Origin of the sequence: Trichocoleus sp. FACHB-6, from assembly GCF_014695815.1 — a bacterium.
Taxonomy (GTDB): Bacteria; Cyanobacteriota; Cyanobacteriia; order Cyanobacteriales; family FACHB-T130; genus Funiculus; species Funiculus sociatus.
In genome coordinates this window covers 1-18,119 of the sequence record NZ_JACJOY010000016.1, presented here as the reverse complement: position 1 = coordinate 18,119, position 18,119 = coordinate 1, and the positions used below count along the sequence as shown (strand labels likewise).

Sequence of the window (18,119 nt, the reverse complement as noted above, 5' to 3'; positions counted from 1 at the left end):
TTCATCTTATGGTTGAAATTGAGTTAATAACCAAGCCACAACTTGAGAGTGTGCCATTTGACGACTGCGCCGCAAAGTCTCTTCTAATACTGCCATCTCTAAACCTGGTAATATTTGAGATTGAGTAATTCTTCTACTACCACCACTAGGAATTATTTCAAAGGCAATTATTTCGGCTTGTTGCACATCGACTATCCAATATTCAGATACTTTTATATCTTCATAAAGTAAGCGTTTTTCGCCTTTGTCATCAGCTAGGGTACTGTCAGAAATTTCAATAGCTATATCTGGCGGTGGAGTAAGGTCAAGATTAGCGATCGCTGTTCCTGTCGGTACCATTCGCGCCCGTTCTCCGATGTAGTAAGATACATCAGGTTGGCACTCTCGAACACCTGTTTTCCGGTAGCTACAGTTATCTAAGCAATTCAGTGGAATGTTTTTGAGAGCGGCGAATAAGGTGACAGCAATAGCAATAATCCCATTATCTTTTGCATGATCAGGGCCTACTGACATAGTTTCAATCCTCATTCGTCCATTGTAGTAGTAGCCTTTAGCTTTTTGATAAGCTGGGTCTTCAACGGTTTGGATAAATTCATCCCATGTAGCTACAACCCAAATATCAGTCGGTAGTTTTGTCCGCATGGTACTCATAAATTTCTCTGTTGCACTCAACTTATATAGCAATCCTATTTGAGTTGTGAGATGCTAGACCTTCAGATCCCCGACTTCTTAGAGAAGTCGGGGATCTTGCCTTCACGAAACATTTAGGACTGCTATAGCCAGGACATCAAGCATTAATTTTGTTGAGTAAGGTGTCGATTCCCTCTTCTATGTTGTCTGATTTAGATACATCAGCCATCATAGATTCCTCTGAAACTACGGGTTCTTCTTCAATCATATCCGTAGGCACCTCATAAGATGGATCGCTGAGAATCTCTTTAAGCAGAGGGTTACTAGCTCCCAGCATTTTTTCAGCTCCTTTCTCAGTGATGAACTTAATAATTTCAGCCTCACTTAACTTATAGTCTACTTCTCGCTTTTGATGAACAGCCCGAATAGCTATTAGAGGTTTTATCTCATCTTCTTTCAGTTCCACAAATTCTCCACCTTTTTCTCTAATTAGAGGTTCAAGATACTTGGATTCCATAGGTTTAGTCATTTTCTTAGACCTGGAACGAACTAAACAACCTCTAGTTAAATCAAATTTTTTATAGTCATTCAGCTTGCCCAAACCTGTTGATAATGAGACACCACCAGCATACTGAAGAACTGCAACGCCAATTTTCACGGGTTGTCCGTTTTCTTTGCCAATTATCTTGAAATTGAGGTGCTTGTCCGTTTTATTTTTACAAACTTTATCTGTAACCTCTTCAATGGTGACTCTTTCTACTGTTTGTCCAATGAATGTCTGAAAGCCAAATGAAAGAGCATCAGCAAGTTGGAAATTATCATCTAAGTAATTTCCTATATTTTCTTGCATTTCTTCAATAAAAGCCTCCTCTACTGGATCTGAAGGTGGTTTTACACTTTCACGGTCTAGCATCTTAGACAAGTTCTCTTTACACCACACCAATACTTGTCTAACGGTTTCTGACTTTGTTTTACCAATACCCCTGAGTTGACTTTCAGAAAATGGATAAACTGAATAAGGAGGAACCAAGTTTTGAGCTTGATAAAAATCTCTTAACCGCAAGGTCACTAAATCAATGACAGAATCCTCATCCATGAATTTTAAATCAAGTGGTTCTCCATAGTCAGAAATCTTCCGCCAAGATAAACTAGGCATTTGTTTAACTTTATCCTTCCATACAGCAGGAAGCATCACACTCAGAATTACCCCACGCTTGAGATTTTCAAAAAGTTCTTTTATTAAACCAGCCACAACTTGCGCTCTTGTCAAGCCAGTGTCTGGATCAGTGTCTGGATTGTCTAATTCATCAAAACAAATGACAAGTTCGTTATATTCACTTATCAAATCCAAAATTTGCAAAACAGCATCAAAAGATTGACGTTGAGTGGGTAATCTTAACTCGTTAGCTTTAAATTGAGCTAGTTCTTGACCAGCTAACCATTGAACTGCATCAAGCATTTCTTCATCTGAGAGTGTCCAAAAAATTGCTCTGACAATATTAGGATCACTAACATCTTTTACTTTGCGAAATCCTTTGGTTAGGTCGTTCACCCATTTATTGACTTGCTCTGGTTTACCCTTTCCAAATTTTTCAACTAGCTCTTTAGGAGAAACAGTCTTGTTCTTAGGGTTAGCAGCCTTAAATACCTGGTTAGCCATAGATGTCGCTAGTTCCTGCCATTGTGTGACTTCTTGGCTACCAAGGTTTCTGAGACTGTCAGCTAAAATTACCTGAAATCCTTGCTTAATTTGTTGGATATCACCATATTTGTTGGCGTAGACAAACAAGGCACCACCCTGAGACTGTAGATGATGACGGATGCGGCTAATAAGGTGGGTTTTACCAGTTCCATATTCCGCAGTTATGACGATCGAGGTTGTCCGATTTTGCTCAATCGCCTGAAAAACTGCATTGGAAGCGTGATTATTTAGAGATTCCACATCAAGAAATCCCTTTCCCCAAATATTTTGATAGCGTACAACGACCTCGTTAAATGGGTTTTGATCCAAAAGAGCAGATTTTAAGGATTCGACGGAGGAAACAGAAGAGTTAGTCATGGCTTATTGCGTGAGGTAACGAATTTACAAAAAGATTTAGATCAATTTTTAGAACTTAGGCGTTTGACGTAGTAACGTATTCCGCCAAGTTCAGTTTTGATGGAGTCTTCAGCTTTATCAGGTGTGATGTCTGTCATCTCGCCGCCTATGAGTTGGACAAGATCGTTGGCTTGCATTTCCAGCAACCATTCACTGAACTGCGATCGCGTTACCCGTTCCCCAATCTCCCGCCGAATCCGGTAAATCGGCACCAGATTGTCCAAGTTATAATCCCGGTTAAGCTGGTCGTAAACATCCAACGCTACAGGTTTAAACTCGTCGTAGGATGCGATCGCTTTCCCTTCCGCCTTACGTTGTACACCAGGAGCAGTCGCACCATTTGATAGTGTCCCCATCTCTCGGAGCCACTTCAACAAAGCATTGGCAGTTTTTGCCCCTATTTGAGAGTCAAACTCGAAATTAACACTGTTGAGTTTCTCGCCTAGCAACTGGACACCTTCGGAAGACAGGGATATCTTATTCTTGGAGAGAGCGATCGCTCCGGCTTTTTCTAATTCTTGAAAAATGCCTTGATAGTCCGCAGCTTTCTCATTTGTTCTTTGAATTCGTTGGGTTAATTCACCTTTCTTAACTTCCGCTTTCGCGCCGCCCATATCCCACAGCGCCAAAAGCAGGCGAGTTTTTCCTTGGTCTTCCGTACCCCGTAAGCCTTTAGTTTCTGCCATCTTAATAATTCTTAGTTGCTGAAAAAAATACCGTCTCAGGTCAAACCACCTAACGTATAATAACCGCACATATCTAGCAAATCGCCTGTAAATGCGCTAGAGAATGCTTGTGCTGATTTACACAATAAATTACACAAGAAATAAAATTAAAAAAAATTAGTATTAATCGCTCATGGAAATTGACTCAATTCTTCAACCGTTTCAACGTTTTGGCGTTCATCTTGGACTAGAACGCATTGAAAAACTATTAGCCAATTTGGGCAACCCGCACCAGTCTGTCCCAGTTATTCATGTGGCTGGAACAAATGGTAAAGGCTCAGTTTGTGCCTATCTCTGTGCAGTTCTAACAGAGGCGGGTTATCGCGTCGGACGCTACACTTCCCCGCATTTAATTGATTGGAATGAGCGTATTTGTCTCAACGAACAGGCAATTTCCCTAGAAACGCTGCGAGAATTGCTGCTACAAGTCCAAGCAGCTATCCAACCAGATGAAGAGTCACCAACTCAGTTTGAAGTCATCACCGCTGCTGCGTGGTTGTATTTTTACCAGCAGGAAGTAGATGTCGCGGTGGTGGAAGTCGGATTGGGAGGACGTTTGGACGCGACCAATGTATGCGCCAATCCCCTCGTTACCATCATAACTTCCATCAGTCGGGAACACTGGCAGGTACTAGGCCCTACCCTAGCTGACATCGCTAGAGAAAAAGCTGGTATCCTCAAACCAGGATGCCCGGCGGTAATTGGGCAATTGCCAGAGGAAGCGATCGCAGTCGTAAAACAGCGGATTGTAGAATTAGGTTGTCCGGCTGTTTTCCCTCAAGCAGCGGTGGAGTTAGGAACCGCAGAGGCGCAGAGTAAAGAAAGATGGGTGGAATATAGGGATATTGAGAATTTGGAATTCAATCCAAAATCCGGTTCCCCCGTCCAAAATCCAAAATCGATAAAGTATCCTTTGCCGTTGTTGGGAGATTTTCAACTGCAAAATTCGGCGTTAGCGATCGCATCTTTCCAAATTCTCTGTTCACAAGGTTGGAAAATTACCGAACAAGCGATCGCATCGGGGATGGGAAAAACTAAATGGTTGGGAAGACTCCAGTGGACAACTTGGAAAAATCGTCAATTACTAATAGATGGCGCACATAATCCAGCAGCTGCGATCGCTCTGCGTCAGTATGTCGATACACTGGAAAAATCCCCCATACATTGGGTGATGGGGATGCTTTCAACTAAAGACCATGCAGATATTTTTAAAGCTTTACTTAGAGAAGGCGAAAAGCTTTACTTAGTCCCCGTACCAGATCATACTTCAGCCGAAACTGAATCTTTAGCCACCCTTGCACAAAATATCTGCCCGCAATTAGGAGATTGTCGCATCTATCCCGAACTCACAGATTGCTTGGAAGCAGCCACAGCGATCGCTACCCCAGATGATTTAATAGTCTTGTGCGGTTCCCTATATCTAATTGGTCACTTCTTGAAACATGCAAAGTAACGTAAAGGTTCTCTGCGTTACTTTGCGTTAAAAAACTACCTTTGATTCCACGCTAAAGCCGCATCACTCACGGCTTGATCTACCGTCTTTTGTCCCAACATCGCCGCCTGCAAATTTTCATAAATTGCCTTCTGCAACTTGTTAAGATCATTCATCGCCGGAACCAGCACCTCTGCGTCTTGCAAATCTTTAGCACTGATAGCGCGAGCTTGTGCCAATGGCGATGTTTTCGCATCACCCGCTAATTGGCGTTGATACTCTTTTAGTGCTTCAACTGTAGAAGGTAGCACATTCGCAGCTTTAGCAAAAGCCAACTGATTTTCTGTATTTGTCACATACAAAGCAAACTTCAAAGCATCATCCGGCCGATTAGTGTCGCGGGGAACTACCAAATTCATCACCGCCACATTTTTCTTACCCGTCTCGCCAGTAATCTGCGGTGCAGCAGCCGACACTTGCGCGACAACGGGTGCATTCTTCTCAATCGTATTCATAAACTCCGCCCCCGTCCCCAGCAGCGCCGTCTCCCCAGCCTGGTATAGTTCTACTGCACGTCTATGCCCTTGTGTCAATACCTCCTGCGGCAAGTAACCCTTCTTATAAAGGTCTACCCAATACTGAAACGCCGCCTTACCTGTGGGCGTGTTAAAAGCCGCCTTACCTTCAGCATCCACCAATTGAACGCCCATCTGCACCAACGACTCCAGCACCTCCCCCGAATCTTCCGGAACCAGCGTCACAAAAAACGCATACTTACCAGTTTTCTCCTTAATTGCTTCAGCAACCTGTGCCAATTCGGTATAAGTTACTGGTGGCTTACTGATACCAGCTTTTTTAAACAAATCGGTATTGTAAATTGTTACCCGCGTCGTCAGATACCAGGGAATGCCAAAACTTTTGTCATTGAGAGTGCTTGCCTTCCATATATTAGGTAAGTATGCCGAGCGTACCTGTTGAGGAACTTTAGCATCCAAATCTAACCAAGCATTGCGCGATGCCAGCTGGGAGGCGAAGTCAGGATTCAGATTCACCACATCCGGTGCCGTTTTTGCCGAAACCGCTGTCAAGATTTTGCTCTCCATCGCACTCCAGGGAACATCTACCCATAGCACCTTGACATTTTTATTTTCAGTTTGAAAGCTAGCAATCAGCTTTTGAAAATACTCAGTAAACTGTGGTTGTAGCTGCATCGTCCAAAATTCAATTTCTGGGTTTCCTGAGGAGGATGGACTAGGGCTACAACTAATCACCCAGCTGAGCATCAATCCCAACAGGGCGCATATGCTCAAACGTCTCCAGGTATTTATCCGGCTCATGTAAATCGCAATCCCATTTTGGCAATAGAAGTAATCTATACTACCCGATGAGGTATATCTAATGTATGGAATCTTTCGGGGTGTAGTTTTGTCTCTACCGATGTGTTTATGAGCTAGATTGGGTACCATAAATCTGTCTGTATTTCCCTAAACCCAATCCCCTCACCTACTACGCGATCGCAGGGCTGCGAAGAAAAGCCAACAAAAAAATATGTTTACCCGCTTTAAAGGATTAATAGCCAAACGTACCAAAGGAATTGGTATAGAAATCGCCCCGGAACGGATTAATATTGCTCAGCTACGCAAGCAGGGTCAAGGATTCAAATTGGCAGCGCTCTCCTCTACAGAGGTTCCCGAAGGAATCTTCCAAGAAGGCAAGATTGCAGATGCCCCGGCTCTAGCTGAACTAATTAAGATGGCACTGGCAGAAAGTAAAATAAAAGTCCAGAACGTTGCCACAGCCGTTTCTGGGCGAGAAGCAGTAGTGCGCGTTATCCCAGTACCAGCCGAACTCGATGATAGAGAGTTGCGGGAAATGGTGCTGGATCACGAAGCAGGTCTATATCTGCCATTCCCACGGGAAGAAGCCGATGTGGACTATCAGAAGCTGGGCTTTTTCACCGATGAAGATGGAATTGAAAAGGTACAGGTTCTGCTAGTTGCCACTCCCAAGGAAATTACAAACAGCTATATTGAGACTTTCCGGGAAGCTGGGTTAACAATCGATGTGTTGGAGATTAGTAGCTTTGCCTTAATTCGGACGATTCGAGAGCAATTGCGACAATTTGGGCCTCAAGAAGCAGCTGTATTGGTGGATATAGAGTTCGATAGCACCGAAATTGCGATTATCGTGGATGGAGTGCCGCAATTCTCGCGCACAGTTCCTATTGGAACGTTCCAACTTCAGAGTGCTCTTAACCGGGCGATGAATTTACCGACATCAAGAAGCACCGAAACGCTCCAAGCGATGACAATTCCCAACACACCAGTCGATAACGTCAGATCAGGTGCAACAGGCATCAATCCCGGTATGGCTGCTTTGGTGAGAGTTTTAGGAGAGCTAGCCGACGAACTACGTCGCTCTATCGATTTTTATCTAAATCAGAGCGAAAATTTGGAAGTGGCGCAGCTGCTACTAGCAGGGCCTGGAGGAGGAATTGGACAACTGGATGAATTTTTCACGCAACGGTTAAGCTTGCCAACTACGCAAGTAGACCCAGTTGCTGCTCTCTCTTTGGAGGTGACAGAAGAAATTTCGCCAGTGCAAAGACCGGGATTAGGAGTTGTCTTGGGATTAGGACTAAGAGAGGTTTAAAGGGATGTATAGCTTAGATATCAATTTTCTTAAGGATCGTGGCATAGTACCAGGTCCCGCTCGTGGCGGTGCTAAATCAGCCCCTGATAGTAAGAAGATGCTGCCGCTGTATGCGGGATTGGCAGTTGGTCTGCTACTACCAGCAGCGGTGGGAGGACTGTGGTTGTTGCTGCAAAACCAAACAGAACGGTTGACTGCGGTCAGCGGTACATTGGACGAGCAGCTCAATAAAGGCAAAGCCTTAGAGCAGCAAATTCAACAAGTAAATCAAGAAACCCAGGCGGTTCAAGGCGATACAAAGGCACTCGCCAGTATTTTCAACGAAATTTATCCTTGGTCAGCAATTTTACAGGATATACGCGATCGCGTCCCCCTGGGATTGCAAATCACCACCATTGAACAAATTGCCCCCGATGCAGCTGCTGCCGCCGCCACCCCGCCCAGCCCCGGTGCTACAGTTGAACCACCAAGCTCCAACATTGTAATTACCGGAAAAGCTCCCAGCTTCGACCACGTAAACGACTTTTTACTGACGTTGCAGCGGTCTAAGTTATTCAACAGCGACAACACCCAAATAGTGATTGCTGAGTTGAAAGACAACACAACCCAGGTGGAATTTCCTAAAAACCTGACTGAGGGGAATGGCCCTAAATTAGAAATCAAATTGCCAAAAGTGGTGGAATACAAAATTCAAACCAGCCTCAGCAATGCCCCTGCTGCCGACTTACTCCGAGAGTGGGAACGCAAGGGTGCAGTAGGATTGGTGACTCGGCTTAGAAACCTTCAGAACAAAGGAGCGCTTCAACAATGACCGCTAATCCAGATTTTTTACCATCTCAAGATGGGGATAACGCAGCTGAGTATCCCACTGCCTTTGGAATTACCTTCACGCCCACAGTAAGCGGTGCTTTATTGGGTGTACTGGGGTTACTCGGAGCAGCTTACCTCGGTGTTAATATGGTGCTGCCTGCATGGGATCAGTATCAAACCCTGCAAAACGATGTGAAAAACAAGCAGGAACAAATTAAACAACAAGAACAGCTCCAGCAACAGCTTGCACAGGCAAAGGTAAACTTAAATCAGGCAAAACAGCAAAAAACTGCTGTCATGTCCATGTTTGGAAATGAGAAAAACTTGGATACGATAATGCTGGATATCAACCGCTTCGTTAGAGCTAGAAGTGCCAAGTTGACAAAATTTGAGCCTGCTCAAAACGATGCCGGAACTCCCAATAGTAGTAATGTGATTACTGATAGCTCGTTGGGAGCAGAGGTCAATGGAAAACTCAAACATAAGGTGTATAACGTAGTTTTTGAAGGGGACTACGGGCAAACCCAATCTGTTATGAGAAGTCTGGAACGATTACAGCAATTGCTGTTAGTAAAAGACTATAAAGCAAGGATGCTTGAAAGTGAGACTCAACAAAAAGTTGTAGTAAACCGCCAAGGAAAAATTATCCCAAGCGGTAAACCAAACAACAGAACTTTGATTGAAAACTCTTTTAAGCTAGAGGTGCTGCTGCCATTGACAGCGGAAGAAGCGAAACAGGCAGCGGCAGCGGCGGCTCCACCACCGGCGCAGTAAACAGCGCTTATGGTGCCGAAAAGTCGGCATGAAAGCTGTTATTTAAGATGCAGAAATTGGTTTTTTGTGTGAGGAGAAAATAGTGAAACAGCTATCAAAATTGGGTGGGATTTTGCTGGGTTCGGCATTAGTTTTGCCAGCAACGCAACGAGTAATGGCAGCTGTTACGCAAGTAACAGACGTACAGCTCAATCCCACGGCTAACGGTGTGGATGTGGTGCTAAAAACATCTGAGGGCGAAGACTCTAAGGAGTCTGTTATCCGCCCTCAGATTTTTACAGTTAGTCGTGGAAATGAATTGACGGCAGATTTGCCAAATACCCAGTTGAGCTTACCTCAAGGTGAGAGTTTTCGTCAGGAAAACCCGGCTCCAGGCATCGCATCGATAGTGGTGAATCAGCAGGATGCCAACAGCATCCGGGTGATAGTGAGCGGGGAAGACAAAGCACCATCTGGAGAAGTTAGCTCGAATCAAGAACGAGGTATTACCTTAAGCGTTAACCCAGTTGCAGGTACAACAAAAGCCGCACTTCCCACTCCAAACGACTCGGCACCAGTCAAAGATCCTCTCCCAGAGAAAGCAGCGCCAATTGCTCAGGCTGCACCGCCGCTAGCGCCACTAACTCCAGCACCGCTTGCCCCGGCAGCACCACTGGCTCCAGCGCCACTGCCGGGGCAAGCGGCTCCAGCGCTACCAGTAGTTCCTCCGGCTCAACCAGTAATAACCACCCCCAACCCAGACGTTCTGGTGCCAAACCCGAAAATTACAATTGACGGGGTTCCAGCACCAGCAGCGGGGGCTGTGCAACCAGTTACTGCGGCACCGCCTTTCTTACCGAGAGCGATCGCGCCCCCAGTCGGCGATATTACCATCTCCAACACCAATGCCGCCCCCACTGTCATCGATCTCGGTACAGCTGAGCGCGTACCCCGCTTAGTCTTACGCGATGCCCCCGTCCGAGAAGTTTTAGGATTACTCGCCCGTTCTGCGGGTCTTAACCTTGCCTTTACAGGAGCTGCGGCACAAGGTCAACCTGGACAACCCGCACCAGCTCCAGCTCCCGGTGGTGCAACCGCAGAAAGCGGACCCACAATTTCCCTGGATATTGAAAACGAGCCAGTTCAAGATGTCTTCAACACCGTCCTCCAGTTGAGCGGCTTAGAAGCAAACCGAGTTGGAAACACAATTTTCGTAGGTGCTAGACTGCCCGACGACGCTCGGAACGTCATCGCACGCAGCCTGCGACTCAATCAAGTTCCCGTCACAGCCGCGGCAAACTTCCTGACGACCCAAGGCGCAGAAACCCAAATCCCTACAGAGCAAATTCAAATTCAGACGATTGGAGAGGGAGCGGCTGCTCGAACCGTTGAAATTAGAACCCCAAGTATATTAGCGCTCAGAGCGCAAGAGGGAAATGCTCCCTTATTGCTCAGAGGGGTAGCAGTGTCAGCCGACGAGCGACTGAATTCTATTACCCTAGTGGGTCCGCCTCGGAAAGTGGAAATCGCTACCAGTCTCCTGACCCAGTTGGATGCCCGCCGCCGTCAAGTTGCCGTAAATGTCAAGGTGGTTGATGTCAACTTATTAAATACCAGTGATTTTGGCACCAGCTTCTCCTTCGGGATAGGAGACGCTTTCTTTAACGTAGACCGAGGCGCAGCAGTATTCAATTATGGCGGTGTCACTCCACCTACGGCATCGCAAACGCAGGCGAGTCAGGTTACTCCCACTGTTATCCCAAACCCCTATGCAGGTGGAAATATTTTCCTTGATCCAAATAGCAGCACAGGTCCGATTCCCAATACGGGAGTAGACACCACCATAATTTCTCCTTTTGTTAATAACAACATCCCTACGACGATACCCGGACAGAATCTAACCTTTCTTCAAGGTAGAGCAGGGGTTTCAGGAAGTCCATTCCAAACAGGTATCACAGCGGTGACACCGGGAACACCCAACTTAGTTACCACCACCGTAACTCCTGGGACTCCTCAAGTTGGTACTCCGGGTCAGCCTAATTTTGTTCCTGGGACTCCTCCAACAACAACTACTACCGCCACAGCGGGAACTAGAGGGACAATTACCTCTGCTCTTCCCAGCTTCTTCCAATTCCCCAGTCGATTTCTCTCGGCGTTGCGATCGCAAATTCAAAGTGGTAATGCTAAGATTTTGACCGACCCGACGCTGGTTGTTCAGGAAGGACAGTCTGCTACTGTCAATCTCACTCAAGAGGTAGTTGGGAACGTCAGGAGCGAATCGGAAACAAGCGAAGGTGTTAGAACTACAACAGTAACCGCAGAAATTAAGCAGGCAGGTTTAGTTCTTAATATCAGAGTCGAGCGGATTGACGATAATGGTTTCATCACTTTAGCTGTCAATCCCACAGTAACTGCGATTGGAGGTCAGCAAAATATAGTCGTTGATAATGACACCAACCAAATCGCTTTGCTGACAGTACGCAACCTTAACTCCGGACAGATTCGCCTGCGAGATGGTCAGACTTTGATTCTTTCAGGTATTATTCAGGACTCTGACCGGACTACTGTATCTAAGGTGCCAATTTTGGGCGATATTCCGATTCTGGGTGCTTTGTTTAGAAGCACTAACCGCGTGAATCAGCGACAAGAGGTGATTGTGTTGCTGACACCTCAGATTCTAGATGACTCAGCTGGCTCCTCGTTTGGCTACAGCTACACCCCTGGACAAAATGCACGTCAGCTATTGGAACGCAGAGGTTTCCCCGCTCCGAGTCAGTAAAAGGTAGTGCCAGATGGACGGTCTGGCGCTAGGCAAACAAAGCCGGCCCACGGAGGCTAGATTTCGTTACTAGAGAAAGCCCGCGCAGGTGGGCTTGGTTTGAGTAGCAGCGACTTTAGTCGTTAGGCCGCCCCTGCCCCTTGTCGGAAGACAGGGGGCTTATTTGTGGAATAGGGGGAGTTTTTGAACCCGAAAATGGCGTTTAGGACTCTAAGAAATACTCCATTAGATAGACTTAATCAAAAAAAATCCCCAAGTCTACATAACTTAAAGGTTTCAACGATCCATATCTAACGTCCACACTTTAGAATAATGCAGTGAAACTTCGAGGGCGTGGGAGTTTCAGCTTTTTCAAGGCTAAAATTCCTCTCGAAGAACCGTGCCTATAGCCCTTTTTTGAGACTGTAGAGGTGCAAAAAGCACGTTTTGTATAAACCGTTTGGAGTGATGAAAGATGAATAAAGGTGAATTGGTTGATGCCGTGGCAGATAAGGCTAATGTCACGAAGAAGCAAGCTGACGCCGTTTTGAGTGCTGCTTTGGAAGCCATCATGGAAGCTGTTTCTTCTGGCGATAAGGTGACTTTGGTGGGCTTCGGCTCTTTTGAGTCACGGGAACGCAAAGCTCGTGAGGGACGTAACCCTAAAACTGGCGATAAGATGGAAATTCCCGCGACTAAGGTTCCAGCATTTTCTGCTGGTAAATTGTTTAAAGAAAAAGTCGCGCCTGAAGAATAACAGCTTATCTAAAGCGGCAAAAATCCTTGAGGCGACCTGTTCACGGGGGTAACTTAGCCTGGGCAGCTTCACTGGCAGGCTGTTCCCCCGACCTAATTCTTGATTTTTCGGCGAGTATCAATCCGTTGGGGCCTCCCCCAGCGGCACTTGCGGCTATTGAGGCGCATATTCAGTACCTGGGAGCCTATCCTGACCCGGAATACCACGATCTGCGGCTATCTCTGGGTCAGCTACACCAACTTGCGCCTGATTGGATTCTGCCCGGTAATGGCTCGGCAGAGTTGCTAACTTGGGCTGGGTGGGATTTGTCATCCCTTGCAGTAACTTGTCTGGTAACACCTGCCTTTGGCGATTACTGGCGATCGCTGTTGGCGTTTAAGGCGGTAGTGCTGAATTGGGAATTGGGAATTGGAAATTGGGAATTGGGGCAAGAGATGCTTTTGCGTCTTGCCTCTTTCAACCCAGCTTCGGCTGGTTTATTAATTAATAACCCGCACAATCCCACTGGTCGGATGTTTTCGAGGGATGAAATTCTACCATATTTGGAACAATTTGCTTTGGTGGTGGTGGACGAAGCCTTTATGGATTTTCTGCCACCAGACCGAGAGCAAAGTTTGATTTCAATGGTACAGGATTACCCAAATTTGGTGATATTGCGATCGCTAACTAAGTTCTACAGTCTGCCAGGGCTACGCTTAGGTTATGCGATCGCGCACCCCGACCGACTCCGCAGTTGGCAAACTCGGCGCGACCCTTGGCCTGTCAACACTTTAGCTGCTGCTGCTGGTATAGCTGCGGTACAGGATACAGAATTTCAACAGCAAACTTGGAATTGGTTGGAACCCGCAAAGTTACAACTGTTTCAAGGGCTGGCGCAAATACCGGGGTTGCATCCTTACATGGGTGCAGCTAATTTTTTACTGGTTGAGTCAGAACAACCCAGCCCACAGGTACAGTCCAAACTTCTCCAGCAGAGTAAGATTCTGATTCGTGATTGTGTGAGTTTTCCAGAATTGGGCGATCGGTACTTTCGGGTAGCGGTGCGTTCCGAGGCGGAAAATCAGCGCCTAATCGCAGGTTTGGCAGCAATCGGAGTAAATAACCATTAGCGATCGCTAATAACTAAGGTCAGACTGGCAATTGACAATTAGCAATTAGCTATTATCAATTAGCTACTGACAAATGACTAATTATGGCAGTTGAGTACGACTTAGTTGTAATAGGAGGTACACAGGCAGGGCGCTATGCGGCAATTGCTGCTGCCCATCTGCAAGCCCGCGTTGCCTTAATTGAAAATACGGCGCCAGGGTTGTCCTTACATTCTGGTATCTACAACCAATCTTTAACTCAGGTTGGGCGAGTTCTTCAGCAGACGAGTAACGCCGATCAATTTGGTGTTTATTGGGATCAGGCTGATGCAACTTCCCCACAGCAAATCCCGGAGATTCGATTTAGCGAGGCAATTAGTTGGGCATCCGGCGTTGTCTCCACCTTAGAAGAACAGAATTCGCCAGCAGTTTTGGCTTCTTTGGGCGTTGATGTAATTATTGGTGAGGGGGAATTTTGCCGCAAACCTTACCTCGGCTTTGTCGTCAACGGGCGGAGATTGCGATCGCGTGCCTACCTAATTGCGACAGGTTCAAATAAAGCAACAACCGAAATCGACGGACTACAATCTACTGGCTATCTGACACCAGCAGATTGGCAGCAAAAATTCCCCGAAAAACTACCCAAAGAGTGGGTAGTGATTGGCGGCGGCGCAACTGGCACCGAAATGGCGCAGATTTTAGCGCGGTTGGGTGCAAATGTCACTTTGGTGGTGCGTAGTTCCCACATCTTAGCCAAAGAAGACCCAGAGGCGGCTAGGCTAATTCAAGCGCAACTGGAAGCCGAGGGTGTCCGCATCCTGACGCAAACAGACGTGACACAAGTAAAACAGATTGATGGCAAAAAGTGGGTTCTAGTTGGCAACAAAGCTATCGAAACTGATGAAATTTTGCTGTGTACCCCATCATCGCAGCCCATCAAATCCTTAAATTTGGAAGGCGTTGGGGTGAAGATGAATCGGCATGGGATTCAGGTGAACGAGAAGCTACAAACCAGAAATCCCCGGATCTACGCCTGTGGAGACGTTGCTGGTGGTCATCAGCTTCCTCACATCGCCCAGTACGAAGCCAGCATCGCCCTGAAAAATGCCTTATTTTTGCCCATCTTCAAAGCAAATTATCGCGGCATTCCCACAGCGGTTTTTTCTGACCCCATGTTGGCACGAGTTGGTTTAACAGAGGAGCAAGCCAGACGCATCTATGTTAAGGATGTCGTAGTGTTGCGGCAATATTTCAAATCTGCAAGTAAAGCCCAGATGTTGGGAGAAACAACCGGGTTTTGTAAACTTATTTTGCGTCGCAATGGGCAGATTCTCGGCAGCTGCATCGTCGGAACTCAAGCTGATGAATTGATTCACATCATTGCTTTGGCGATACAGCAGAAAATCAAGGTGAATGCTTTGTTGCAGTTGCCTCCCATCTCTTCCACCCTGTCAGAAATTATTTACCAAACCGCGCAAGAGTGGCATCAACAGCGACTGAGTAAGAATACTGGGTTGCAAGATTTCCTCGAAGGCTTTTTTAATTTCAGGCGATCGCGTTCTTTCTAAGCACATCAATGTGATTTTTGCAAGCTAAGGAGCTAATTTTGCCTTATGTGCGCGGTTGTCAGAATACCACTTAGCGATCGCTGGAGTCCATTCTTCAAAGTGAACCCAAATTAGTTCGCAAAATTTTTGTGCTTCTAGTTGAGCATCTTTTTTCCATCTCAAGTCTAGTAAATGAAGTAGCGATCGCACATTACAACTCAGTACGAAATGCTGCCTTGCATCAAAAGGAATAATACTCCTAGCGTGTTCCTCAGAAAGCCCTTCATCAATTCGTTTTTTATAATGTTTACAGGCATCTAAGCACCATTGCAAATCATCCTGACGTTGTTCTTCCGAATAGAAATAGCGCTTTCCTTGACGATTAGTGTAGTTCCCAACTGGACGCATATAGAAAACTTCTTCTATGTCCAACTTACCCTCTACGACATCAACAACTCTCTGTCCTGTATAACGGAAGGATTGTACATCAAAAGATACTCCTACACGATGAGTACGGAGTTGCTGCATCATTGAGTGGGGGAAATAACCCACATTCACTGTAATTTGAGGATGTTCTAGAGGCCCGTAATGACCGCGATCGCCTGATAATAAATGTTTAACAATCAGTTCGCCGCTTTGTTCTTCATCAGGCCAGCGATCGCGACCGTTCCAAACATATTCTTCTGCGTAATCTTGGTGCATTGCTGCCCAAATCACTTGTTGAGGATTAGGCGTCGCAGCAACTACGTCTACCCGAAAATATTTCATATTAGCATTACCTTATACTTTTGCTATTACTATTTTTTCAGGTTGATCCTGATACTTACCCTGACGAGATTCATAGCTTACCTCGCAAGGACTACCTTCAAAAAATAGCAACTGCACAATTCCTTCATTTGGATATATCCGGCAATCTGCACTCGATGAATTAGAAACTTCAAGAGTTAAATGTCCTCTCCAACCAGCTTCAGCAGGTGTCAAATTGCAGATAATACCGCATCGTGCATAAGTGCTTTTACCAATGCAAAGCACGGTGATATTTTCAGGTACTTCCAGCTTCTCCAAAGCCACCCCTAATCCATAGGTGTGAGCTGGCAGTATAAAATAGCTACCATTAGCATCAGTGTGGAGTTTCGTTGGCTCCAAATTTTCAGGATTAAAGTTTTTTGGATCGACTATTGTGCCTGGAATATGCCTAAATATACGAAATTCCAAAGGCGATAGTCTGATATCGTAGCCAAAGCTACTCAAACCAAAGGAAATAACAGGCATCTCGTTGACACGACGAACCAATTTAGGCTCAAAAGGAGAGATAAGGCCCTTCTGAGCCATTTGAGTAATCCAGATATCGTTTTTAATCACAGTTCGCAAGTAATCCCAATCGGAATACTAGGATATCGTGAAGTGAGTACAATTTTCAGGGTCTGTGACTCCGGCGTATTTCGGTAATTTGATCTGCAACCTCCAGAAGCACATGGGGCATTTCTGGCCCTGTCAAAATGATATCGACATGGGGAGGGCGTTTTTCTAAAAAAGCCAGTACCTCAGATTCGGGAATTAAGCCAAAGTTAATCGCCAAACTCAATTCATCCAGAACCACAAGGGAATATTTGCCCTCGTACACTACATTTTGTGTATGCTGCCACAACTGGAGTAACGAGTGAGTTTCTGCCTCTTCGAGGTGTGGCGTGTCAATGCAACGGGGAAGATCGCAGCGAATCCAATCTAGATTTTGCCCTAGCTGCATTGGATGCTCGTGTCCCTGACCAATTCCACCTTTGAGGAACTGTACCACTAAAACTGGAGTTCCTTGCCCCGCGATTCGTAGGGCTTGCGCCATCACGGTTGTAAAAAAATTGCGGTGAGAACTGGTGAATACTTGTACCAGCCCTTGAACGGTGTAAGGTAAGCGTGGCGTGGAATTGAGAGTAGGGCTTTCTAACTGAGCAACCATAGGGCAATGTTTAATGGTACATGGCTTGCCAAAGAAAAATTATCAAAGGCAAACGATATGTAGTGTGCTTTTATATTTTGCATCATAATCAAACACTAGATATATTTATCCGTCAATAGGTGGGTGTGATATTGCTGCTTGCCAAAGCAGTCACGCTCGGTACGCGATAGATGGCAAAATAGCCAATACTTAAGCATGATTTGATCGCAGCAGGAGCAAGGTGCAGTGAGACTGGTAATTTTGGGAGGGCCAGGGGCAGGTAAGGGAACGCTGGCGGCACGGTTATGCAGCCAACTGAGTATCCCTGGCATTGCTACTGGGGACATCTTGCGACAAGCGATCGCTACTGTTACTCCACTAGGTCTAGAAGCCCAACCTTATGTGGAAAAGGGCGAGCTAGTACCCGACTCAACTATGATTGAATTCATGCGCCAGCGCCTCCTACAGCCGGATGTAACGGCTGATTGGCTGTTGGATGGATATCCGCGTACCGCTTTCCAAGCAGAAGAGTTAGATTTTCTCTTGGACGATTTGGGGCAACATCTAGACTGGGCAATTTGGTTGGAGGTGCCAGAATCAGTGTTGATGAGCCGTTCCTTAGAGCGATCGCGTCCAGACGATTTACCAGAAATCGTACAGCGCCGCATCGATTTATTCCAAGAGCGCACTATCCCCATATTGGAATATTACGAACATCGTCAGCGCCTGTTAACCGTCAACGGCGACCAAACTCCAGAGCAAGTACAGTACGAGATTTTACAAAAACTTAATCTTAGTTAGCTTTCAGCAGAGAAGATTTTTAGGCGTTGCTGAATAATGGGAGGAATCAAGCAGGAATTGGGACATCCCAAAATCTCAAGTAGTGAAGTAACAAGCGGATTGAATGTCTCAGCATTTCTTCGGATTTGGAATAGC

16 protein-coding genes and 1 pseudogene are annotated in these 18,119 nt (G+C 46.0%); 9 read left to right on the top strand and 8 right to left on the bottom strand.

The genetic code is table 11. The features are described from left to right. Window positions 1-6: 6 nt before the first annotated feature. From H6F66_RS02770 to H6F66_RS02760, 3 genes are all read right to left on the bottom strand, one after another. Window positions 7-651 (bottom strand): Uma2 family endonuclease, encoded by a 645-nt coding sequence (locus H6F66_RS02770; protein WP_190417982.1) that lies wholly within the window; start codon window positions 649-651, stop codon window positions 7-9. Between the two features lie 136 nt (window positions 652-787). Next, a complete protein-coding gene (locus tag H6F66_RS02765) occupies window positions 788-2,689 on the bottom strand; it encodes a P-loop NTPase fold protein (RefSeq protein ID WP_190417981.1) in 1,902 nt (633 codons plus the stop codon). A gap of 41 nt (window positions 2,690-2,730) precedes the next feature. Continuing rightward, window positions 2,731-3,414 carry a hypothetical protein gene (locus tag H6F66_RS02760; RefSeq protein WP_190417980.1) on the bottom strand — a complete coding sequence of 228 codons (684 nt, stop codon included), beginning with the start codon at window positions 3,412-3,414 and terminating at the stop codon, window positions 2,731-2,733. Window positions 3,415-3,586: 172 nt separating this feature from the next. On the opposite strand from H6F66_RS02760, the gene H6F66_RS02755 reads away from it, so the two are divergent. Then, on the top strand, window positions 3,587-4,906 hold the full coding sequence (locus H6F66_RS02755) for a folylpolyglutamate synthase/dihydrofolate synthase family protein (protein WP_190417978.1): 1,320 nt from the start codon (window positions 3,587-3,589) through the stop codon (window positions 4,904-4,906). A gap of 35 nt (window positions 4,907-4,941) precedes the next feature. Here H6F66_RS02755 and H6F66_RS02750 read toward each other — a convergent pair whose 3' ends face one another. After that, a complete protein-coding gene (locus H6F66_RS02750; RefSeq protein WP_190418068.1) occupies window positions 4,942-6,222 on the bottom strand; it encodes a sugar ABC transporter substrate-binding protein in 1,281 nt (426 codons plus the stop codon). Window positions 6,223-6,433: 211 nt separating this feature from the next. Between H6F66_RS02750 and pilM the strand changes: the two genes are divergently transcribed. The 7 genes from pilM to H6F66_RS02715 all read left to right on the top strand — a co-directional run bounded on the left by pilM (window position 6,434) and on the right by H6F66_RS02715 (window position 15,271). Beyond that, the gene (pilM, locus tag H6F66_RS02745; protein WP_190417976.1) at window positions 6,434-7,537 is read left to right on the top strand and encodes a type IV pilus assembly protein PilM; all 1,104 of its coding nucleotides are present in this window, start codon (window positions 6,434-6,436) and stop codon (window positions 7,535-7,537) included. 4 nt (window positions 7,538-7,541) lie between these two features. After that, entirely contained in the window at window positions 7,542-8,348 is an 807-nt protein-coding gene (locus H6F66_RS02740; protein ID WP_190417974.1) for a PilN domain-containing protein, read from the top strand. Further along, window positions 8,345-9,121 carry a hypothetical protein gene (locus H6F66_RS02735; protein ID WP_190417973.1) on the top strand — a complete coding sequence of 259 codons (777 nt, stop codon included), beginning with the start codon at window positions 8,345-8,347 and terminating at the stop codon, window positions 9,119-9,121. The genes H6F66_RS02740 and H6F66_RS02735 overlap by 4 nt, the downstream gene beginning before the upstream one ends. 82 nt (window positions 9,122-9,203) lie before the next feature. Next, on the top strand, window positions 9,204-11,879 hold the full coding sequence (locus tag H6F66_RS28205; RefSeq protein ID WP_347269324.1) for an AMIN domain-containing protein: 2,676 nt from the start codon (window positions 9,204-9,206) through the stop codon (window positions 11,877-11,879). Window positions 11,880-12,333: 454 nt separating this feature from the next. Next, window positions 12,334-12,615: an HU family DNA-binding protein gene (locus tag H6F66_RS02725; protein WP_190417972.1), complete on the top strand. Its 282-nt coding sequence runs from the start codon at window positions 12,334-12,336 to the stop codon at window positions 12,613-12,615. Window positions 12,616-12,641: 26 nt separating this feature from the next. Further along, entirely contained in the window at window positions 12,642-13,724 is a 1,083-nt protein-coding gene (cobD, locus tag H6F66_RS02720) for a threonine-phosphate decarboxylase CobD (RefSeq protein WP_190417971.1), read from the top strand. A gap of 83 nt (window positions 13,725-13,807) precedes the next feature. Continuing rightward, window positions 13,808-15,271: an NAD(P)/FAD-dependent oxidoreductase gene (locus H6F66_RS02715; RefSeq protein WP_190417970.1), complete on the top strand. Its 1,464-nt coding sequence runs from the start codon at window positions 13,808-13,810 to the stop codon at window positions 15,269-15,271. A gap of 24 nt (window positions 15,272-15,295) precedes the next feature. Here H6F66_RS02715 and thyX read toward each other — a convergent pair whose 3' ends face one another. The 3 genes from thyX to H6F66_RS02700 are packed head-to-tail and all read right to left on the bottom strand — an operon-like array spanning window position 15,296 to window position 17,204. Then, on the bottom strand, window positions 15,296-16,018 hold the full coding sequence (thyX, locus tag H6F66_RS02710; protein WP_190417969.1) for an FAD-dependent thymidylate synthase: 723 nt from the start codon (window positions 16,016-16,018) through the stop codon (window positions 15,296-15,298). A gap of 12 nt (window positions 16,019-16,030) precedes the next feature. Continuing rightward, window positions 16,031-16,612 carry a dCTP deaminase gene (dcd, locus tag H6F66_RS02705; RefSeq protein ID WP_190417968.1) on the bottom strand — a complete coding sequence of 194 codons (582 nt, stop codon included), beginning with the start codon at window positions 16,610-16,612 and terminating at the stop codon, window positions 16,031-16,033. Window positions 16,613-16,667: 55 nt separating this feature from the next. Then, window positions 16,668-17,204 carry a P-loop NTPase family protein gene (locus H6F66_RS02700; protein ID WP_190417966.1) on the bottom strand — a complete coding sequence of 179 codons (537 nt, stop codon included), beginning with the start codon at window positions 17,202-17,204 and terminating at the stop codon, window positions 16,668-16,670. Between the two features lie 225 nt (window positions 17,205-17,429). Here H6F66_RS02700 and H6F66_RS02695 point away from each other — a divergent pair, with 225 nt between their 5' ends. Then, entirely contained in the window at window positions 17,430-17,984 is a 555-nt protein-coding gene (locus H6F66_RS02695; RefSeq protein WP_190417964.1) for a nucleoside monophosphate kinase, read from the top strand. Between the two features lie 46 nt (window positions 17,985-18,030). Here H6F66_RS02695 and H6F66_RS02690 read toward each other — a convergent pair. Continuing rightward, window positions 18,031-18,119 (bottom strand): annotated as a pseudogene (locus H6F66_RS02690) (IS1 family transposase); the annotation flags it as partial.